Here is a 16,936-nt window from a genome sequence, read left to right as displayed (position 1 = left end):
AGAACAAGGGCAACATCGATCTCGTGACCAAGAGCTACGACAAGCTGATGGAAGAGTTCGGCGGCAGCGACGACAACTGAGCCGCGGTCCGAATCAGACCTGAATCAAAAATGAGCCCCGGAAAAAAATCTCCGGGGCTTTTTTTATCTGAAATCGACTATTGCTCAGGTCCGCGTGCGCATCCGCATCATGAAGCTGTCGAACGACAGCTCGGCGACCTGCATCCAGGCCAGCGATTCGTTGCGATAGCCGGACAGGCTCGCATACATCTTGCCGAAATGCGGATTGCTCTTGGCGAGATCGGCGTAGATCTCGTTGGCCGCGTTGTAGCAGGCTTCCAGCACTTCCTGCGGGAACGGCCGCAGCTGCGCGCCGGCCACGATCAGGCGTTTCAGCGCCGGCGGATTGACCGCATCATATTTGCCGGTGACCCAGGTGAAGGTGTCTTCGGAGGCGGCCTGGATCGCAGCCTGATAATGCTTCGGCAGCGCGTTCCATTTGTCCTTGTTCATCACGTTGTGGCCCTGGCCGGTGCCTTCCCACCAGCCGGGGTAGTAGTAGAACTTCGCGACCTTGACGAAGCCGAGCTTCTCGTCGTCGTAGGGCCCGACCCATTCGGCGGCGTCGATGGTGCCCTTCTCCAGCGCCGGATAGATGTCGCCGCCGGCGATCTGCTGCGGCACGCCGCCGACCTTGGCGATGATGGTGCCGGCGAAGCCGCCGACGCGGAATTTCAGCCCCTGCAAATCCGCCATCGATTTGATCTCCTTCCGGAACCAGCCGCCCATCTGGGCGCCGGTCGAGCCGGTCGGAATGCCGACGCAGTTGTATTCCCCGAGCAAATTGTTGATCAGCTCGCTGCCGCCGCCCCATTGCAGCCAGGAAATATGCTGGCGCGTGTTGAGGCCGAATGGCAGCGACGTGCCGAAGGTGAAGGCGGGATTCTTGCCCCAGTAATAATACAGCGCGGTGTTGCCCATCTCGACCGTGCCGTTGGAGACGGCATCGAGCACCTGCAAGCCGGGCACGATCTCGCCGGCGGCGAATGACTGGATCTGGAATCGGTTGTCGGTGATTTCGGCGACGCGCTTGCAGAAGAATTCGCAGCCGCCATAGAGCGTATCGAGTGCCTTCGGCCAGCTTGCCGCGAGCCGCCACCTGACCTCGGGCATCGATTGCGCGACCGCGGGTGCAGCGACCGCCGTTGCAGCCAGCCCGACGCCGCCTGCCTTCAAGAAATCACGACGCTTCATGCAATTCCCTCCTGTGTGCCGATGCCTCGACAAGGGGAACGATCTTGGTGCCGTCTTTCTTCGCCGATCGATCGACGTTGCTGTGATGAATGTGTCCGGTGGCCCTCGACGGGCTCTTGTGTGGAAATCCGGGCTTCCGGTTCCGGCGGTCAGGATGATGGTTTACCGGCGGAAATCAAGCGCCTGGCTTCGTTGCAGCTGCGAAGGACGATCTGCTGTTGGTCTCATCTGATACCCGCGGCGATGGCTGCCGGCTCCGTCGCGATCTGCTACGCAGGGCGGGTGAGTTGATGGGAGTTCAAGGACATGGCCAACAAGGTGGTCGCCGGCGCGACCGGCCTCGTGGGCAGCGCCGCCTTGCGACACTTCGGCGCATCCGCCGATTGCGAGCGCATCGCGCTGTCGCGCCGCAAGCCGCGCGACCTCTACGGCGCGCAGCTTGTGCGAATCGACCTGACCAGCGCCGAGGATTGCCGCCGCGCTGCGGCCGAACTCGCCGGCGCAACCCATCTGATCTATGCCGCGCTCTATGAGGCGCCCAGCCTGGTCGATGGCTGGCGCGACGCCGGCCAGATCGAAACCAACGACCGGATGCTGCGCAATTTGATGGGCGTGCTCGAACCGGTCGCGCCTGATCTCAAGCATGTCGCGCTGCTGCAGGGCACCAAGGCCTATGGCGTGCATGTCCGGCCGCTGACGGTGCCGGCGCGCGAGGGCCGCTCGGAAATGTACGAGCAGCCGAATTTCTATTGGGCGCAGGAGAATTTCCTGCGTGAGCTGCAGCGCGGCAAAAGCTGGCACTGGAGCATCCTGCGCCCGGTGCTGATCATCGGCGAAGCCATGGGCGGTGCGATGGACCTGATCCCGCCGCTCGGCGTCTACGCGGCGGTGCTGCGCGCACAGGGCAAGCCGCTCGATTATCCCGGCGGTGCGCCGCGCGTCGCGCAGGCGGTCGACGTCGATCTCTTGGCGCGCGCGATCGCCTGGTCCGGTGAGGCCGAGAGCGCACGCAATGAAGCGTTCAACGTCACCAATGGCGACGTCTTCACCTGGGAGAATATCTGGCCCGCGGTCGCAGACGCACTCGAGATGGCGCCGGGCAAGCATGCGCCGCTGTCGCTGGCGCAGGAGTATCCGAAATGGATCGCACTGTGGGACGAACTGCGCAGGAAGCACGATCTGATCGCGCCGGGTTTGGAAGAGTTCGTCGGCCTGTCGTTCCAATATGCCGACTACAGCATGCGCTACGGGCAGACTGAATCCGGTCCGCCGTCGATCGTGTCGACAGTGAAGATCAACCAGGCGGGCTTCACCGAGATGATGGATACCGAGGTGATGTTCCGGAAGTGGTTCAAGCTGGCGAAGGCGAGCCGGCTATTGCCGTGAGCCGATCGGGCGCCGCTCTCTCGTCTCCCTCGCCCCGCGCTCTTGTCCGCCGAAGCCCGCCTTCGGGCGAAGGCGGATGCGGGGAGAGGGCGGGGTGAGGGGCTTCCATCCGGCGAGCACTTCGCTGCTTGTTGAGCCGTGTGCCTCGCCCCTCACCCGGATCGCATCTGCGATGCGATCCGACCTCTCCCCGCAAAGCGCGGAGAGAGGTCAAGAGCGTCCCTGCTATGAGCTGAGCTCTACCGCGAAAACGCCTGCTCCATCGCCTTGCGGGTCTTGATCGTGTCGTTGCTCTCGTCGACCTCGACATCGGTCCAGCGCACCACGGCGCCATGGGCGACGTCATTCTTCAGCTTGACCCGATGCGCGAGCCCGATCGGCAGTGCGCCGGCGGTGAGGCTGGCGGAGGCGGGCATCAGTTTGCCCCACACCGTGTAGCCGCCTTCGCCGTCGAGCATCTCGCCGGCGCGCAGATTGCGCTTCGCCACCGCCGCGACGTCGCCACGGAAACCGCGCGGCTGTCCGGTGGGCTCGTTGCGCAGCGCCGCCGACAGCACCGAAATGTTCAGCTCCAGCCCGATCAGATGATAGGGCTTGTACATCGCCGCATAGCGCCCGGACGCGTCGGTCTTGAGGCCGTACTGCCTGAAGCAATCGGCGGCATAGTCGTTCGGCGCCTCCAGCACCACATAGACGCCCCAGCGCAGATCGCGAAACACCGGACGGCCGTCGCGCTCCAGCGACGACACCACTTCGACAATGCCTGACTTCTCCAGCACGCCGCCCGCCTCGCGCGGCCGCATCACATGCGGCAGATCGTCGACGCCGCAGGGCGGAAACAGCAAGCCTTCCGACGGCACGTCGAGCGTGCAGGCATTGGCGATCGCCGCCATCTCGATCGCGGATTTGGTGCCGTCGAGGAAGGAGTTGAACATCTGCGGATTCATGCCGGCGGATTGCGCCTCGCCCGCGGTGAGCCCGTAATGCTGCCACACGCCTTCCGGCGTCACGTCGTGATAGGCCGGCAGGTATTTCGTGCCCTTGCCGGCGGCGACGACGCGAAAGCCGGTGGCGCGCGCCCAGTCGACCATCTCCGCAGTCAGCGCCGGCTGGTCGCCATAGGCGAGCGAATAGACCACGCCGGCCTTGCGCGCCTCTTCGGCGAGCAGCGGGCCGGCCAGCACGTCGGCCTCGACATTGACCATCACGACATGCTTGCCGGCGGCGATTGCTGCGCGGGCGTGGCGGATGCCGACCGCCGGATTGCCGGTCGCTTCGACCACGACATCGAACGCGCCGCCGGCGATCGCGCGCGCGCCGTCGTCAGTGAAGGTGGTCGCGCTGATCCGCGCGTCGTCCCAGCCGACCGTGCGGCAGGCCTCGCGGGCGCGCTCGCGGTCGAGATCGACGATCACGGGCACCTCGAGCCCCGGGGTATGTGGCACCTGCGACAGGAACATCGAGCCGAATTTTCCGGCGCCGATCAGGACGACGCGCACCGGCTTGCCGGCGGCGGCGCGGGTTTTGAGGAGGTGGTGCAGGTTCATGATGTTTTCCGGGAAAAAAAGGGTCATTCCGGGGCGACGCGGTAAGCGTCGAACCCGGAATCTCGAGGTTCCGGGTTCGCGCTTCGCGCGCCCCGGAACGACATCGGAGGATATTACTCCGCCGCCTGCCGCGGCGCACGGGCGAGCCGCAGCAGCGCGTCGTCGGCGACGGTCTGGATCGGCGTGAAGTCGCGGTGCGCGATGTAGTCGGGCCGCGTCGGGGTACGGATGTAGTTCGACACCGCGTTCAAGGTCAGGTAGACGATCTTGCGCGGGTAGGGCGTGATGTTGCCGCTCGATCCGTGCACCAGATTGCCGTGGAACATCAGCATGCCGCCGGGCTTGCCGGTCGGGGCGACGATGCCGCCCTGTTTCACCAGACGCGTCACCGTCTCCTCGTCCAGCGTCCACAGCGGGTATGATGTGGTTTCGAGATCGTGCGACGCCTTCAGATCGCCCGCGGTCTGGCTCTGCGGCACCAGCATCAACGGACCGTTGATCGGCATCACCTCGTCGAGGAAGATCGCGATGTTCATCGCGCGCGGCTCCGGCATGCCGTCGTCACGCTTCCAGGTGCCGTAGTCCTGGTGCCACTGCCAGACGTCGCCGGTGAAGGCTGCCTTCGCATTGATCTTGAACTGGTGCATGTAGACCTTCTCACCGAACAATTGTTCGATCGGGTCGATCATGCGCGGATGGGCGCCGAGGGTGCCGAACGCCTCGTTATAGAGATGCGCGGCGAATGCCGTGCGCGGCGCACCGCTCTTCTCGCGCCATACCTCGGGGCGGTTGGCGTCATAGATCGAGACGGCTTCGCGCGCGAGGAAGTCGACCTCTTCCTGGCTGAACAGCTCGGGCAGGAACAGCCAGCCTTCGCGGTGGAAGAATTCGACCTGCTCTTGGGTCAGTTTCATGGTGCTTTCCTCCTGTTGTTATCTTGTCTCTTATGGCTGCGCTTGTTTGCTCACGCCGCCACGTCGATTGCCCTCAGCTTCTCTTCCGTCATCCGCCCCGCCGTCTGCGCATGCGCCAGCGCTGCAGCCTCCGCAGCATCCGCATTGCCGGAGAAAATATGCGCACCGATGGTCTCGTGCTCGGTCCAGGCGCTGTCGCGGTAATCGAGTTCGGCGAGCACGGTCGCCATCGAGCGGCGCATATGCGGCCATTGCGGCGCGATCATTTCCTCGATCGCGGAATTGCCGGCGAGCCGATAGATCGCGCTGTGGAAGTCGACGTCGAGCGCGATCAGGCGCGCCAGCGGCGCGTTGTCGTCGATCGCGCGTCCGGCTTCGAGCGCGCTTTCGAGCCGCGCGCGTGCCGTGGCATCCTGTTTCACGCGCGTCGCGGCAAGCCGTGCCGCCAGCGCGTCGATGGCGCCGCGGACTTCATAGAGCTCGCGGATGCGCTGCGGATCGAGCTGCGTCACCTCGAAGCCGCGCTTGCCGCTTTCCGCGACCAGGCCCTGACGATGCAACAGATGCAGCGCGTGCGAGATCGGCTGGCGCGAGACGCCGAGCTTTTCCGCAAGTTCGTTCTGGGTGACGCGCTGGCCGGGCAGCAACGTGCGGTCGATGATCGCCTCGAGCAGGCGCCCGTAGACCTGGTCGATGAGGTTCGGAAGCGGGTCCAATGGGATCATGCCGATCGTCCAATTTGGAATACGGAATTCCGTATTCGAAAAGGAAGCTACTGCCGGTTGTGCGCGCGGTCAAGGCTCCAATTCGCGGTAGAGATAAGTAATTGATATAACGTAATTTTATGAGATTTGAACGTGCCTGCGTGCGCATCGGTTCCGGCGATCAGCCAGCCACAATCGCTCAGCGAAGCATCAAGTCGCCGGTCGAACGCCGGCCACCGGCTCCTTTGCATGGGGTTGTTTTCGATATTTTGGCGACGGGCCTCCCCGCAAGTGACCGTCGGCGGAGAGGGGCGCGGGTGCGCCGGCGCGAAAGACTGGCGCTGCCGTCTCAACGCGATGCCGTTGTGCGCTTTCGCCCCGCTACTTCGCCTTGCCCAGCTCCATCAATATCCGCGTCATCAGATAGAGCCGCGGCACGATCGAGTTGGTGTCGATGTATTCGTCGCGGGCGTGATAGCCCCAGCCGGCGAGGCCGAAGCTTTCGACCACGATCGCCTTGCCGCTGCGCGCGGCGTAGCCGGCGTCGGTCGCGCCGCCGGTCATTTCCGCAATATCGAGCGTGCGGCCGAGCTCGGCATAGATCGCCTGGCCCTGCTTGGCGAGCGCGCGGCCGCGATCGTCAGCGACGAAGGGCGGGCGGCCCGCGACGACCTTCACGCTCACTTCGGTGTCCGGGATCAGTCTGTCTTTCACCTTCTCGTCGAGCGCGGCTTGCAGCCTCGCGACGCCGTCTGGAATGGTGAGGCGGATGTCGGCGCCGGCAGAGGCATGATCGGGGATTTGGTTGCGCACGGTGCCGGCCTTCGCGGTGGTCCAGTTCAGCTGCGTGCCCGGAATTGATTTCGCGACGTCCTGGGTCTGCAGCAATTGATGCGCGAGCTCGATCAGCGCGTTGCGGCCGAGCTGCGGCGCGGCGCCGGCATGTGAGGCCTTGCCCTTCACATCCAGCGTGCCGGTCGCGGTGCCGCTGGCGCCGAGCAGCAGGCTTTCATTCTTGGCGACCGGCGGCGCCACCGTCGGCTCGCAGGACAGCACCACGTCGTGCTGGTCGGCGAGTTCGGCGATGATCTCGCCGGAGCCGACCGAGCCGACCTCTTCATCCGGATTGAACGACACGGTGAGCTTGGCGTAGTCGCGCCAGCCCGCGTCGTTCAGGATCTTCAGGGAATGCAGGATGACGGCGATGCCGCCCTTGTCGTCGGCAATGCCGGGTCCATAGATTCTGTTGCCGTCGACCTTGTAGGGCTGGGTGTCGAGGATGCCGTGCTCATAGACCGTGTCCATATGCGCGATCAGCATCAGCTTCTTGCTGCCGGTGCCGTTAAGGGTGCCGATCACCATGTCGGCGCCGGCGCCCTTCGTGGTCTTGCGCCGCTCGGTCTTGGCGCCGAGCGCCTTCAGCCGCGCTTCGGTGTAGTCGGCCATCTTGTTCAGGCCTTCGACATCGCTGGAGCCTGACTCGATCAACACCATATCGTGCAGGCTTTCGATCACCGCCGGCTGGGCCTGCTCGGCCGCCGTGCGCAGCTTTTCATCCGCGGCGGCAAGGGCGGAGGACGAGGCGAGGGCGAGCGAGAGCACGCCGGCCGACGCGAGCAATTTGACGGATAGTTTCATGATTGTCCTCCCAGCATGAATGCAGGGAGACCCTAGCATCGCAACTTGGCTGCCTCCAGCCGCGTCAGCTGCGATCGAGCACCTCGACATCGAAGGTCTCGATCTCTGCGGCATCGGCCGTCGCATCGATCGCCGCGATCTTGTCGCCCGATATCGTGACCCGCAGCACGATCCGCAGCTTGCCACCGAAGATGACGGCAACGCCGATCTCGCCGTCGACCAGCGCCGGCCTTGCCGCCTGCGCGCGTCCCTTGAAGCTCTGGGCCACAGCCGTGGCGCCGCGGATGACCGGCAGCGAGCCGAGCCGCTGCGTCGCCTGATCGGCGCGCACCACGACGTCGGGCGCGAGCACTGCGAGCAACCCCTCGAAATCGCCGTTGCGGGATGCGGCGAGGAAGGCCTCGACGATGCCGCGCTGCCGGCTGAGATCGGCATCCGCCGCGGGCGGCGTGGCCTGCACGCGGCGTCTGGCGCGGCTGGCGAGTTGCCGCGCGGCGGCCGGTGTGCGCCCGACGATCGGCGCGATCTCCTCGAACGGCACCGCGAACATGTCGTGCAGCACGAACGCCAGCCGCTCGGCCGGCGCCAGCGTCTCCAGCACCACCAGCAACGCCGCGCCGACGGAGTCAGCCATCTCGGTCTCGCGCTCCGACGGATTGTCCGCGATCGGCTCCGGCACGTGCGGACCGATCGGCTCCTCGCGGCGCGATTTGCGCGAGCGCAGCATGTCGAGGCAGATCCGCGCGATCACCGTGGTCAGCCAGCCGCCGAGATTGTCGACCGCAGCGGCATCGGTGCGGCCGAGCCGCAGCCAGGCCTCCTGCACGGCGTCGTCGACCTCGGCGGTCGAGCCCAGCATGCGGTAGGCCACCGCCCGCAAGCGCGGCCGGTTGGCCTCGAACTGTTCGGCCAGAAATTTTTTCTCGTCCATCGGTCACATTCCCTTGGTCCGCTCCGTCATGGCCATGACGAACGAAACCCGGCCGATGTGACAGCAGATCGGCGCGGCGGCGTCAAAAGGCAAATCAGGAGAGTAATATGATGAAAGCCCGCATGAACCACCCGGTGATGGTCGTTCCCGATGCCATGAAGGCGCTGCAGGCGCTCAGCGAGAGCACCAAGCCGGCACTGCCGGAAAAGCTGCTCGAGCTAGTCCATCTGCGCGCCAGCCAGATCAACGGCTGCAGCGTCTGCGTCGATATGCACCCAAAACTCGCCCGGCGCGCCGGCGAGACCGATGAGCGGCTGTTCGCGGTCGGTGCCTGGCGCGACACGCCCTATTTCACCGACGCCGAACGGGCCGCGCTGGCGCTGACGGAAGCGGTGACCCGGCTCAGCGACCGTGAGGACCCGGTGACGGACGCGGTGTGGGACGAGGCTGCCAAGCATTTCGACGAGCAGCAGCTCGCGTCCCTGGTGCTCGGCATTGCGGCGATCAATGTCTGGAATCGGCTGAATGTCGCCGTGCGGCAGCCGGTCGGCGCGTGGAAGGTGTGAGCGGGTTAGAGGCCTTCCGCTCGTGCCGCTCGCTCACTGCACCTCTCCCCTTGTGGGAGAGGTCGGATCGCATCGACCGATGCGATCCGGGTGAGGGGTCTGTCTCCGCGGAGAGAACCCCTCATCCGGCACGATGCCGCTGCGCGCCATCGCGCCACCCTCTCCCACAAGGGGAGAGGGGGCACTGCCTATGCCGCCAGGAACTCCAGGACGATCTCGCAATAACGCTGCGGGGCCTGCTCGAACATCGGATGCGTGGTGCCCGGGATCATCTCGGTACGCGAACCCCTTACATTGGCGGCGAGGGCGTGCAGCACTTTCGGCAGTACGCCCTTGGTGTTCGCGCCGCCGATGAACAACGTTGGCGTCTTGATCGCCTCCGCGTCGGCCTTCGAGAATGGCGGGCGCTGGTCGCGGGTCTGGCCGATCAACGTGGTCGCATTGTCGCGGAGCAGCTGCTTGGAGGTCGCCGGAATCCGTTTCCAGGCGCCGGGGCCTTCGAGCGCGTCCATGAAGATCTGCAAACCGCCGTCGATATCGCCCTTGGCGATTTCCGCCGCACATGCCGCGAAGCGTGCCGCCAGCGGCGAGGGGCCGGGCTTGAAATCCGGATCAAGGCTCTCGTCGAGCTCGCCGCCGGGCTCGGCCAGGATCAGCTTGCGCAGCAGGTCCGGTCGCCGCTGCGCGGCGCGGAAGCAGATGTGGCCGCCGCGGGAATGCCCCATCAGGTCGACCGGTTTGGTATCGAAGGCCTCGATGAAGGCGATCACGTCGTCGACATGCTGTGCGATCGAATAGGTGTCGCCAACGCCGTCCCAATGCGCCGGGAAGAAATGCCGCAGGCTGACCGCGATTACGCGATGGTGGCGCGTCAGCGGGCCGAGCACCGCCGACCAGATCCGGAAATCGCACAGCGAGCCATGCACGCAGACCAGCGGCGGGCCCTGTCCGATATCGAGATAGGGCATGTCGAAACCGTTGACGTGGAGGCTGTGCATTTGAGGGCTCGCGGAGGGGCAGAGATGTTGTTGATTTGGCCGAAGTTCCCACGGAATTCGGGTGGATAGCAACATTCTCCAAGCCTAGATTTCAGATCAACGGCAGGCTCAAAGATATGAGCCGAATGAACATATGAAGGAACATCTGGAGCGAGCCATGACCGGCCAGCATTATGCAATCTTCGAGACCATGATCGGCGCCTGCGGCGTCGTCTGGGGCGAGCACGGCGTCACCGGCGTGCAGCTGCCGATGGGGTCAGAGGAGAAGACCCGCAAGCGGATCTTTCAGCGCAACGGCGACGTTACCGAGGCGGCCCCGCCGGCGGAGGTGCAGCACGCGATCGAAGGTATGATCGAGCTGCTTGCGGGCAAGCCGAACGACCTCGCCGACATCGTGCTCGATCTCGACGGCGTGCCGGAGTTCAACCGCGGCGTCTACGACATCGCGCGCAAGATTCCGCCGGGCAAGACCATGACCTATGGCGACATCGCCAAGCAGCTCGGCGGCGTCGAATTGTCGCGCGACGTCGGCCAGGCGCTCGGCCGCAACCCGTGCCCGATCGTGGTGCCCTGCCACCGGGTGCTGGCGGCCGGCAATAAGCCGGGCGGCTTCTCGGCCAATGGCGGCGTCGTGACCAAGCTGAAGATGCTGCAGATCGAAGGCGCGGTGGTGAACCACACGCCGAGCCTGTTTGATTGAGCGAGCCTGTTCGATTGGGAAGGTGCGCTCTTCATCCTCCCCTGGAGGGGGAGGATCGGTTCGCATGAAATGCGAACCGAGGTGGGGTGAAGGTCTCTCGTATTGGCCAGTGCCCACCCCACCCCGCCTCGCATCTCACTTCGTTCGCTGTGAGCCGACCCTCCCCCTCCAGGGGAGGGTGGCAGCGAGCTCGCCGCTAATTCAGCTCCTCTCACGCCGTCTCACACACAAACCCATTGCCCTTTCGCCTGATCTTCCCCACCGACGGCGAAGGGAAGTGCGCCGGGCAGCACAGCGTCTCGGTGTCGCAATAGCGCTCGAGGAAGCCGCGCCGCGTCTTTGCGGCCTGTGCCGGGTCGACGTCGAACTTCGGCGACAGCTCCGGATAGAGTGTCTGGATCGGCGAGTGCATCAAATCGCCGGCAAACACCGCATCGTCCTTGCCGCGGCCGAAGGTGAAGGCGACATGACCCGGGGTGTGGCCGGGGGTCGGCAGGATGCGCATGTGATCGCCGATTGCGAAATCATTGCCGACGAGTTCGGCCCGCTTGGCTTCGACCACCGGCAGCACGCTGTCGACGAACGGCGGCACCTCCGCCTTCGCATTGGTCTCGCTCCAGTAGTCGAACTCGCTCCTGTCGAACACGTAGCGCGCGTTGGGGAAGGTCGGCACCCAGCGGCCGTTCTCGAGCCGCGTGTTCCAGCCGACATGATCGACATGCAGATGCGTGCACATCACGTAGTCGATGTCGCCGACCGAAAAGCCGGCCGACGCGAGGCCGCGCAGATAGGTGTCGTCGGTCTTCATGTTCCAGCTCGGCCGCCCCGGCCGCGGCTTGTGGTTGCCGATGCAGCTGTCGATCAGGATGGTGTGGTGCGGCGTCTTCACGATGTAGGACTGGAACGCCAGGATCAGCGTGTCGCTGTCGTCGAGCGCCCCGGCTGCTTTCATCCAGGCGCGGTTCTCCGCAAGCAGCTCCGGTGTCAGCCCGGGCAGCATGTCCTGCGCGGGCAGGAACTTGCCTTCCTCTTCCACGATACGATGAATGGTGAGATCGCCGGCGGCAAATTTCAGGCTCATGAGTGATTCCTTGGATAGGATCAGTGCGCGTCGCGCACGGCGGGAATGATGATGTTGGCGAGGATATCCATCGCCGCAAGGCCTTCCTTTGGTTGGCCGTACTGGGCTGCTGTCGTCATCATCACAAGATCGAGATCGGGCACGACGATGATGCGTTGGCCGCCCCAGCCGAAGGCGCCGACCCATCTCACTTCCTTACCCTCGGACAGCGACCGGCCGACCCACCATTGATAACCGTAGAATAGCGTGCCGCCGAAATAACCGACCGCCTGAAAGCGCGGCGTGATCGATTGCGCGATCCACTCGGCCGAGATGATCTGCTGTCCGTTCCATTTCCCGCCATTGAGCACGAGCTGGCCGATTTTCGCGGCATCGCGCGGACGAAGCCGGAGGCCGGCAGCGGCGGCAATCTTGCCGTTCTTCGGATAGGCCTTCCACTCGAGATCGGTGATGCCGAGCGGCTGGAACAGCGTTTCGCGCGCAAAGGCTTCAAGCGGTTTGCCGGAGACCTGCTCGATGACGTTGCCGAGCAGGTCCGTGCCGCCGCCATTGTAATTCCATAGCGTGTCGGGCGGCGCAGCGATCGGCTTGCCGAGGACGTAGCCGATCGGATCGGCATCGAAGGCCAAATGCGGCTCGTCATTGTCGGGATGGGTCCAAGGCAGCGTCTCGTCCCATTTGATGCCTGACGACATCGTCAAGAGATGGCGCAGCGTGATCGCGTCCCATCCGGCCGACTTTACCGACCGATGTTCGGGGAAGAATTTCACGACGGGCTCGTCGGCGCTCGCGATCAACTTGCGGTCGATGGCGATGCCGACCAGCAGCGACGTCACGCTCTTCGATGCCGAACGCATGTCGTGCCTGGTCGTCGCCGTGAATTCGATGCGGCCCTCCGGATAGCCCCACGGCTGGTCGATGCCGGAAAAATACTGCTCGAACACCAGTCGCCCATGGCGCGCCACGACCACGGAATGCACCTCGCTGCTGCGCAAGCCGAGCCGCGCAGCGATGCCGCAGAGCCGCGCGCCATCCATGCCGACGCTCTCAGGCGCGGCAATCGTCCAGCCGTCGTCGAGCGCGGCCGGCGATCCGCAAGGATGATCCTGTTGTCCGGGTGTCATATCGTCGGCCCTCAGATTGGTGAGTGAGGCCGTCAACGCGAGCGCGAGGCTCGCGCCGAGAACGAGCAAGCGGGGGAAGCGATGGCGCATCGTCATTCCCGCGCAATCCGCTGCTACGCCGCAGGCGGCGCCGAGACCTTCACCGACGGCCGTTCCTGCATTCGCTGGTAGAAGGCGTCGAGTTTTGGATAGGCCTTGCGCCAGCCGCAATCGGCGAAGCGGAAGTCGGCATAGCCGAGCACACAGACGAGGCCGATCTGCGCGATGTCGAACGACGGGCCGTCCAGCACGTCCGGCCGGTTCTCGAACCGCGCCATGCCGGCCCAGGCCCTGTTCCAGTGATCGTCGTACCAGGCCTGCCACAGCGAGCCTTGCGGCCGCACCATCTTCTCGTAGCGGCACAGCAGCATGGAATCGAGCATGCCGTTGAGCAGTGAATGATCGGTCTTTAGCTTCCAGCGCCGCGGGCCGTAGCCCGGGATCAGCCGGCCGCCGCCGATCTCGTTGAGATATTCGACGATGACGTAGGAATCCAGGATCACGTCGCCATGGTCGAGGATCAGCACCGGCAGCTTCTTCAGCGGCGTGATCTTGGAATATTCGTCGTTGGCCGTGCCCGGCGCGACGGTGGCCGGCACGAACTCGATCTTGTCGATCAGGCCGAGCTCGATCGCCGCGATGCGCACCTTGCGGGCGAACGGGGAGGCGGGAGAGAAGGTGAGTTTCATTGGGCTCCTCGGTAGAGCTATCGCATTGGAGCGTCATTGCGAGGAGCGAAGCGACGAAGCAATCCATTCATCCGCTTGGTTGGATAGATGGATTGCTTCGCTTCGCTCGCAATGACGTGGTCGCACCGGTGTTCGGCGCCGAACCTTAAGCCGCGACGATTTCCTGGCGCTGCTCGCCGAGACCCTCGATGCCGAGCGTCACGACGTCGCCGACATTGAGGAAGGTCGGAGGCTTCATGCCAAGGCCGACGCCGGGCGGGGTGCCTGTGGTGATGATGTCGCCGGGCAGCAGCGTCATGAACTGCGAGACGTAGGAGATGCACTTCGCCATCGTGAAGATCATGGTCTTGGTCGAGCCGGTCTGGCGGCGCTGGCCGTTGACGTCGAGCCACATCGACAGGTTCTGCACGTCGGCGATCTCGTCCTTGGTGGCGAGCCACGGTCCGACCGGACCGAACGTGTCGTGCGACTTGCCCTTGGTCCATTGTCCGAGGCGCTCGGTCTGGAAGTTGCGCTCGGAGACGTCGTTGCAGACGCAATAGCCGGCGACGTAATTGAGCGCTTCGGCTTCCGAGACGTACTTGGCGCGGGTGCCGATGATCGCGGCGATCTCGACTTCCCAGTCCAGCTTGGTCGAGCCGCGCGGCTTCTCGACCGCATCGTTCGGGCCGGACAGCGAGGTGTTGGCCTTCATGAAGATGATCGGTTCGGTCGGGATCGCCGCCCCGGTTTCCTTGGCGTGGTCGGAATAGTTGAGACCGATCGCGACGAACTTCGAGATGCCGGTGACGGGGGCGCCGAAGCGCGGCTTGCCGGAGACGGCGGGCAGGGAGGCGGGATCGAGGGCAGAAAGCTTCTTCAGGGATTCCGGCGCGTAGGCTTCGCCGGTCAGGTCCTTCAGATGGGCCGAAAGGTCGCGGAGCTGGCCGGATTTATCGATCAGACCGGGCTTTTCCGCACCCTTTTCGCCATAACGAACAAGCTTCATGTTGATCACTCCCTACGATGTCTTGAGGATTGTTACTGGTATACCTCGACACGCTTCATGGAACAGCGCGGGCGGAAATTCAACCGCTTCGCGGTTATGGCATTGCAGCCATCACCTACCGGCGTGGCGGTTTTGAGCTGTTCTTTCAAATGGCGGTCATGATCGCGGGCGCGGCGCGGCCAGCATCCGCGTGAACATCTCTTCCAGCAGTCGGCACGGCGGCTCGGGATCCCGCGTGCCCGCGATGATGGCATCGTCGGCCACGGCATGCATTCCGTCGAACACGATCAGCGCCGCGCTGCGGGCATCCGGGAATGTCCAGACCCCGGCCTTCCGGCCATCCTCCAGCACGGCGACGATCTGCGCGATCACGTCGTCCTTTTCCTGCGATTGGCGCTGATGATGCGGGAAGTCATGAAAGACGACGTCATGCAGTTCGACATTGGCAAGGTAGGTTCCAACGGCGCCGCGCAGCCAGGCTGACAGCCGTCGGGCGTGATCGTCCGCGGCGCATTCGTCGATCGCAGCCGCGACACGGGACAGAAAGTCCTGCGTGAAGCGCGCGCGCAGGGCGATGATCACGTCCGCCTTGGTCGAAAAGTAATGGTAGAAGGTGCCCTTCGCGACGCCGGCCCGGGCGACGATGTCGTCGATCGTGGTGGTCTCAATGCCCTTTGCGACGAAGAGGGCGGCGGCCGCCGACATCAGGTCGTCTACCCTGACCTCGGCGGGTTGAGTCCGCCGCCAGTGCCGCGATGTATCGCGCTTGGCCGCCTGTCGCTTGCCGATCATGCCGTTAGCATCCATCCGTGGCTGATATCCGATTCTGAGATCGCATATTTAGAATGACTTTGAAATGGCTTAGTTTTGTTAACCGACCGTCGGTCGATGCATATCTGTGACCGGGCCGCCGCACCTGCCCGATGAGCGTGGCGAGGCGCCGTCCGTATCACGAGGAGTCTCCATGAAATTCTTTCGCGAGGCCGAGCCAGGCATCTTCATCGCCACCGGCCGCCTGCAGACCGAGCAGGACGGCTGCCACTGGACGGCGGAATACGCCGAGCTTCTTGCCGCGGATCGCCCGTTCGCCGTGATCGTCAATGTCAACGATCAGCCGGAGGTCGCCGCGGGCAAGCCGATGGTGCTGTGGATGAAGGCACGCAAGGCCGAGCTCGGCCGGCTGATCCGGGTCACCGTCTACATCGCCGATGACGACGCGGAGCGCGCCGAGCTCGAGCGCAGCCTTCCCGGACGGGCCAAGGCGTTGCCCTATCCGGCCGCGATTGCCGCCAGCGAGGCGGACGCGCTCTTTCTCGCGCGCGCCAGCTTGATCTAGAGCATGATCCGGAAAAGTGGAAACCGGTTTTCCCTCGCGACAAACGCAAGCGTTTGCGCGGAGATCATGCTCAAGCAAAAGATACTCAGTCCAGCGCGACGAACCTGAACGCGTCGCCGTCGCGCTTGATGTGGCCGGCGTTGAAATGCCCGCCGATCACCAGCGTCGGCGTATCGGCAAAGCGCGAGAACAGCTCGCGCCGCGTCACCGCCGATTGCTTCTGGTCGGAATCCGCGGTCGACGACCAGTCGAGGTGATACATCTGACAGGGATGATGGGCGACATCGCCGGTCAGTAGCCCTTCCTCGCCGCCGGACTTGATGTGGATGCTCATATGGCCGGGGCTGTGTCCGGGCGTCGGGATCAGCGTGATCTCCTCGGTCAGGCGGTGATCGCTCGCCACCAGCTCGGCCTTGCCGGCATCCGCGATCGGCTTCACTGAATCGGCGAACACGGCGGCATGCGCCGGATCGTCGCTGTGGTCGCGCCAATGCTCGTATTCGGTCCTGCCGAACACGTAACGCGCATTGGCGAAAGTCGGCACCCATTTGCCGCCGACAAGTTTCGTGTTCCAGCCGACATGGTCGACATGCAGATGCGTGCACAGCACGGTGTCGATGCTGTCAGGGGCAAAGCCGGCCGCGGTCAGCTTCTCCAGGAACGGATCGCTGCGGTTGTTCCAGGTCGGCACGTTGCGGCCCTGCTTGTCGTTGCCGAGACCGGTGTCGACGATGATGCGGTGCTCCGGCGTCTCGACCAGCAGCGAATGGATCGACATTTTCAGCCGGCCGTCCTCGTTGGCGAAATGCGGGATCAGCCAGGGCAGGCTCTGGATCTCTTCCCGGCCGGCGAGCGGCAGGATGAAGCGCGTGCTGCCGACGGTCTCGAGTTCGACGACTTTTGTGATCCTGACCTTGCCTACGGTCCACTGCATGCGGCGTGCCCTCTGTTTTTTTGTTTCTCTCACCGGACCATGCGGGTTTCCGCGCGGCGGCGCAATGGATCAAGTCGGCGCCTCCTGCGTTACCGCCTCGTTGGACTT

At 64.5% G+C, this 16,936-nt stretch carries 18 protein-coding genes (1 of these 18 running past the window's edge); 5 read left to right on the top strand and 13 right to left on the bottom strand.

Annotated features, from left to right (window positions below; all coding sequences use genetic code 11):
* Positions 1–80, top strand: the end of a protein-coding gene (locus QMZ05_RS01375; protein ID WP_353699134.1) for a hypothetical protein. Its footprint begins 532 nt before the window's first position; 80 of the gene's 612 nt are visible here — the last part of the coding sequence; its start codon lies off the left edge, out of view; its stop codon occupies positions 78–80.
* Positions 81–164: 84 nt separating this feature from the next.
* Here the strand turns inward: QMZ05_RS01375 and dctP are convergent, their stop codons facing one another.
* A complete protein-coding gene (dctP, locus tag QMZ05_RS01370; RefSeq protein ID WP_353699133.1) occupies positions 165–1,253 on the bottom strand; it encodes a TRAP transporter substrate-binding protein DctP in 1,089 nt (362 codons plus the stop codon).
* A 306-nt stretch (positions 1,254–1,559) separates the two neighbouring features.
* Here dctP and QMZ05_RS01365 point away from each other — a divergent pair, with 306 nt between their 5' ends.
* A complete protein-coding gene (locus QMZ05_RS01365; RefSeq protein ID WP_353699132.1) occupies positions 1,560–2,639 on the top strand; it encodes an NAD-dependent epimerase/dehydratase family protein in 1,080 nt (359 codons plus the stop codon).
* Positions 2,640–2,878: 239 nt separating this feature from the next.
* Here QMZ05_RS01365 and QMZ05_RS01360 read toward each other — a convergent pair whose 3' ends face one another.
* The 5 genes from QMZ05_RS01360 to QMZ05_RS01340 all read right to left on the bottom strand — a co-directional run bounded on the left by QMZ05_RS01360 (position 2,879) and on the right by QMZ05_RS01340 (position 8,373).
* Entirely contained in the window at positions 2,879–4,186 is a 1,308-nt protein-coding gene (locus QMZ05_RS01360; protein WP_353699131.1) for a Gfo/Idh/MocA family oxidoreductase, read from the bottom strand.
* Between the two features lie 113 nt (positions 4,187–4,299).
* Positions 4,300–5,100 (bottom strand): phytanoyl-CoA dioxygenase family protein, encoded by an 801-nt coding sequence (locus QMZ05_RS01355; protein WP_050425629.1) that lies wholly within the window; start codon positions 5,098–5,100, stop codon positions 4,300–4,302.
* A gap of 50 nt (positions 5,101–5,150) precedes the next feature.
* Positions 5,151–5,825: a GntR family transcriptional regulator gene (locus QMZ05_RS01350; protein WP_353699130.1), complete on the bottom strand. Its 675-nt coding sequence runs from the start codon at positions 5,823–5,825 to the stop codon at positions 5,151–5,153.
* 360 nt (positions 5,826–6,185) lie between these two features.
* On the bottom strand, positions 6,186–7,442 hold the full coding sequence (locus QMZ05_RS01345) for a M20/M25/M40 family metallo-hydrolase (RefSeq protein WP_353699129.1): 1,257 nt from the start codon (positions 7,440–7,442) through the stop codon (positions 6,186–6,188).
* 64 nt (positions 7,443–7,506) lie between these two features.
* Positions 7,507–8,373, bottom strand: a complete 867-nt coding sequence (locus tag QMZ05_RS01340) for a sigma-70 family RNA polymerase sigma factor (protein ID WP_353699128.1) — start codon at positions 8,371–8,373, stop codon at positions 7,507–7,509.
* Between the two features lie 110 nt (positions 8,374–8,483).
* Between QMZ05_RS01340 and QMZ05_RS01335 the strand changes: the two genes are divergently transcribed.
* Positions 8,484–8,939: a carboxymuconolactone decarboxylase family protein gene (locus QMZ05_RS01335; protein ID WP_050425634.1), complete on the top strand. Its 456-nt coding sequence runs from the start codon at positions 8,484–8,486 to the stop codon at positions 8,937–8,939.
* Between the two features lie 188 nt (positions 8,940–9,127).
* Here the strand turns inward: QMZ05_RS01335 and QMZ05_RS01330 are convergent, their stop codons facing one another.
* Positions 9,128–9,937 carry an alpha/beta hydrolase gene (locus QMZ05_RS01330; protein ID WP_353699127.1) on the bottom strand — a complete coding sequence of 270 codons (810 nt, stop codon included), beginning with the start codon at positions 9,935–9,937 and terminating at the stop codon, positions 9,128–9,130.
* Positions 9,938–10,094: 157 nt separating this feature from the next.
* Here QMZ05_RS01330 and QMZ05_RS01325 point away from each other — a divergent pair, with 157 nt between their 5' ends.
* Positions 10,095–10,637: a methylated-DNA--[protein]-cysteine S-methyltransferase gene (locus QMZ05_RS01325; protein ID WP_353699126.1), complete on the top strand. Its 543-nt coding sequence runs from the start codon at positions 10,095–10,097 to the stop codon at positions 10,635–10,637.
* Between the two features lie 211 nt (positions 10,638–10,848).
* On the opposite strand, the gene QMZ05_RS01320 is transcribed toward QMZ05_RS01325, so the two are convergent.
* The 5 genes from QMZ05_RS01320 to QMZ05_RS01300 form a co-directional block, all read right to left on the bottom strand.
* Positions 10,849–11,718: an MBL fold metallo-hydrolase gene (locus QMZ05_RS01320; RefSeq protein ID WP_353699125.1), complete on the bottom strand. Its 870-nt coding sequence runs from the start codon at positions 11,716–11,718 to the stop codon at positions 10,849–10,851.
* Between the two features lie 20 nt (positions 11,719–11,738).
* Positions 11,739–12,938, bottom strand: coding sequence for a serine hydrolase (locus QMZ05_RS01315; protein ID WP_353699124.1), 1,200 nt, complete (start codon positions 12,936–12,938; stop codon positions 11,739–11,741).
* A gap of 17 nt (positions 12,939–12,955) precedes the next feature.
* Positions 12,956–13,570, bottom strand: a complete 615-nt coding sequence (locus QMZ05_RS01310) for a glutathione S-transferase family protein (protein ID WP_353699123.1) — start codon at positions 13,568–13,570, stop codon at positions 12,956–12,958.
* Between the two features lie 145 nt (positions 13,571–13,715).
* Entirely contained in the window at positions 13,716–14,558 is an 843-nt protein-coding gene (locus QMZ05_RS01305) for a fumarylacetoacetate hydrolase family protein (protein ID WP_353699122.1), read from the bottom strand.
* 156 nt (positions 14,559–14,714) lie between these two features.
* On the bottom strand, positions 14,715–15,263 hold the full coding sequence (locus tag QMZ05_RS01300) for a TetR/AcrR family transcriptional regulator (protein WP_353699121.1): 549 nt from the start codon (positions 15,261–15,263) through the stop codon (positions 14,715–14,717).
* Between the two features lie 259 nt (positions 15,264–15,522).
* Between QMZ05_RS01300 and QMZ05_RS01295 the strand changes: the two genes are divergently transcribed.
* A complete protein-coding gene (locus QMZ05_RS01295; protein ID WP_353699120.1) occupies positions 15,523–15,894 on the top strand; it encodes a hypothetical protein in 372 nt (123 codons plus the stop codon).
* An 85-nt stretch (positions 15,895–15,979) separates the two neighbouring features.
* Here QMZ05_RS01295 and QMZ05_RS01290 read toward each other — a convergent pair whose 3' ends face one another.
* A complete protein-coding gene (locus QMZ05_RS01290; protein ID WP_353699119.1) occupies positions 15,980–16,828 on the bottom strand; it encodes an MBL fold metallo-hydrolase in 849 nt (282 codons plus the stop codon).
* Positions 16,829–16,936: the final 108 nt, after the last annotated feature.

Origin of the sequence: Bradyrhizobium sp. INPA03-11B (genome assembly GCF_040446015.1) — a bacterium.
Lineage (GTDB): Bacteria > Pseudomonadota > Alphaproteobacteria > Rhizobiales > Xanthobacteraceae > Bradyrhizobium > Bradyrhizobium macuxiense_A.
The sequence above is the reverse complement of the archived record's forward strand: the minus strand, read 5'-3'. Positions and strand labels throughout refer to the sequence as shown.

Coding starts and splice junctions, on each gene's coding strand:
- QMZ05_RS01305 (WP_353699122.1), bottom strand. CDS start 14,558: ATGAAGCTTGTTCGTTATGGCGAAAAGGGTGCGGAAAAGCCCGGTCTG.
- QMZ05_RS01360 (WP_353699131.1), bottom strand. CDS start 4,186: ATGAACCTGCACCACCTCCTCAAAACCCGCGCCGCCGCCGGCAAGCCG.
- QMZ05_RS01345 (WP_353699129.1), bottom strand. CDS start 7,442: ATGAAACTATCCGTCAAATTGCTCGCGTCGGCCGGCGTGCTCTCGCTC.
- QMZ05_RS01290 (WP_353699119.1), bottom strand. CDS start 16,828: ATGCAGTGGACCGTAGGCAAGGTCAGGATCACAAAAGTCGTCGAACTC.
- QMZ05_RS01310 (WP_353699123.1), bottom strand. CDS start 13,570: ATGAAACTCACCTTCTCTCCCGCCTCCCCGTTCGCCCGCAAGGTGCGC.
- QMZ05_RS01320 (WP_353699125.1), bottom strand. CDS start 11,718: ATGAGCCTGAAATTTGCCGCCGGCGATCTCACCATTCATCGTATCGTG.
- QMZ05_RS01300 (WP_353699121.1), bottom strand. CDS start 15,263: ATGTCGGCGGCCGCCGCCCTCTTCGTCGCAAAGGGCATTGAGACCACC.
- dctP (WP_353699133.1), bottom strand. CDS start 1,253: ATGAAGCGTCGTGATTTCTTGAAGGCAGGCGGCGTCGGGCTGGCTGCA.
- QMZ05_RS01340 (WP_353699128.1), bottom strand. CDS start 8,373: ATGGACGAGAAAAAATTTCTGGCCGAACAGTTCGAGGCCAACCGGCCG.
- QMZ05_RS01335 (WP_050425634.1), top strand. CDS start 8,484: ATGAAAGCCCGCATGAACCACCCGGTGATGGTCGTTCCCGATGCCATG.
- QMZ05_RS01365 (WP_353699132.1), top strand. CDS start 1,560: ATGGCCAACAAGGTGGTCGCCGGCGCGACCGGCCTCGTGGGCAGCGCC.
- QMZ05_RS01315 (WP_353699124.1), bottom strand. CDS start 12,938: ATGACGATGCGCCATCGCTTCCCCCGCTTGCTCGTTCTCGGCGCGAGC.
- QMZ05_RS01350 (WP_353699130.1), bottom strand. CDS start 5,825: ATGATCCCATTGGACCCGCTTCCGAACCTCATCGACCAGGTCTACGGG.
- QMZ05_RS01355 (WP_050425629.1), bottom strand. CDS start 5,100: ATGAAACTGACCCAAGAGCAGGTCGAATTCTTCCACCGCGAAGGCTGG.
- QMZ05_RS01330 (WP_353699127.1), bottom strand. CDS start 9,937: ATGCACAGCCTCCACGTCAACGGTTTCGACATGCCCTATCTCGATATC.
- QMZ05_RS01325 (WP_353699126.1), top strand. CDS start 10,095: ATGACCGGCCAGCATTATGCAATCTTCGAGACCATGATCGGCGCCTGC.
- QMZ05_RS01295 (WP_353699120.1), top strand. CDS start 15,523: ATGAAATTCTTTCGCGAGGCCGAGCCAGGCATCTTCATCGCCACCGGC.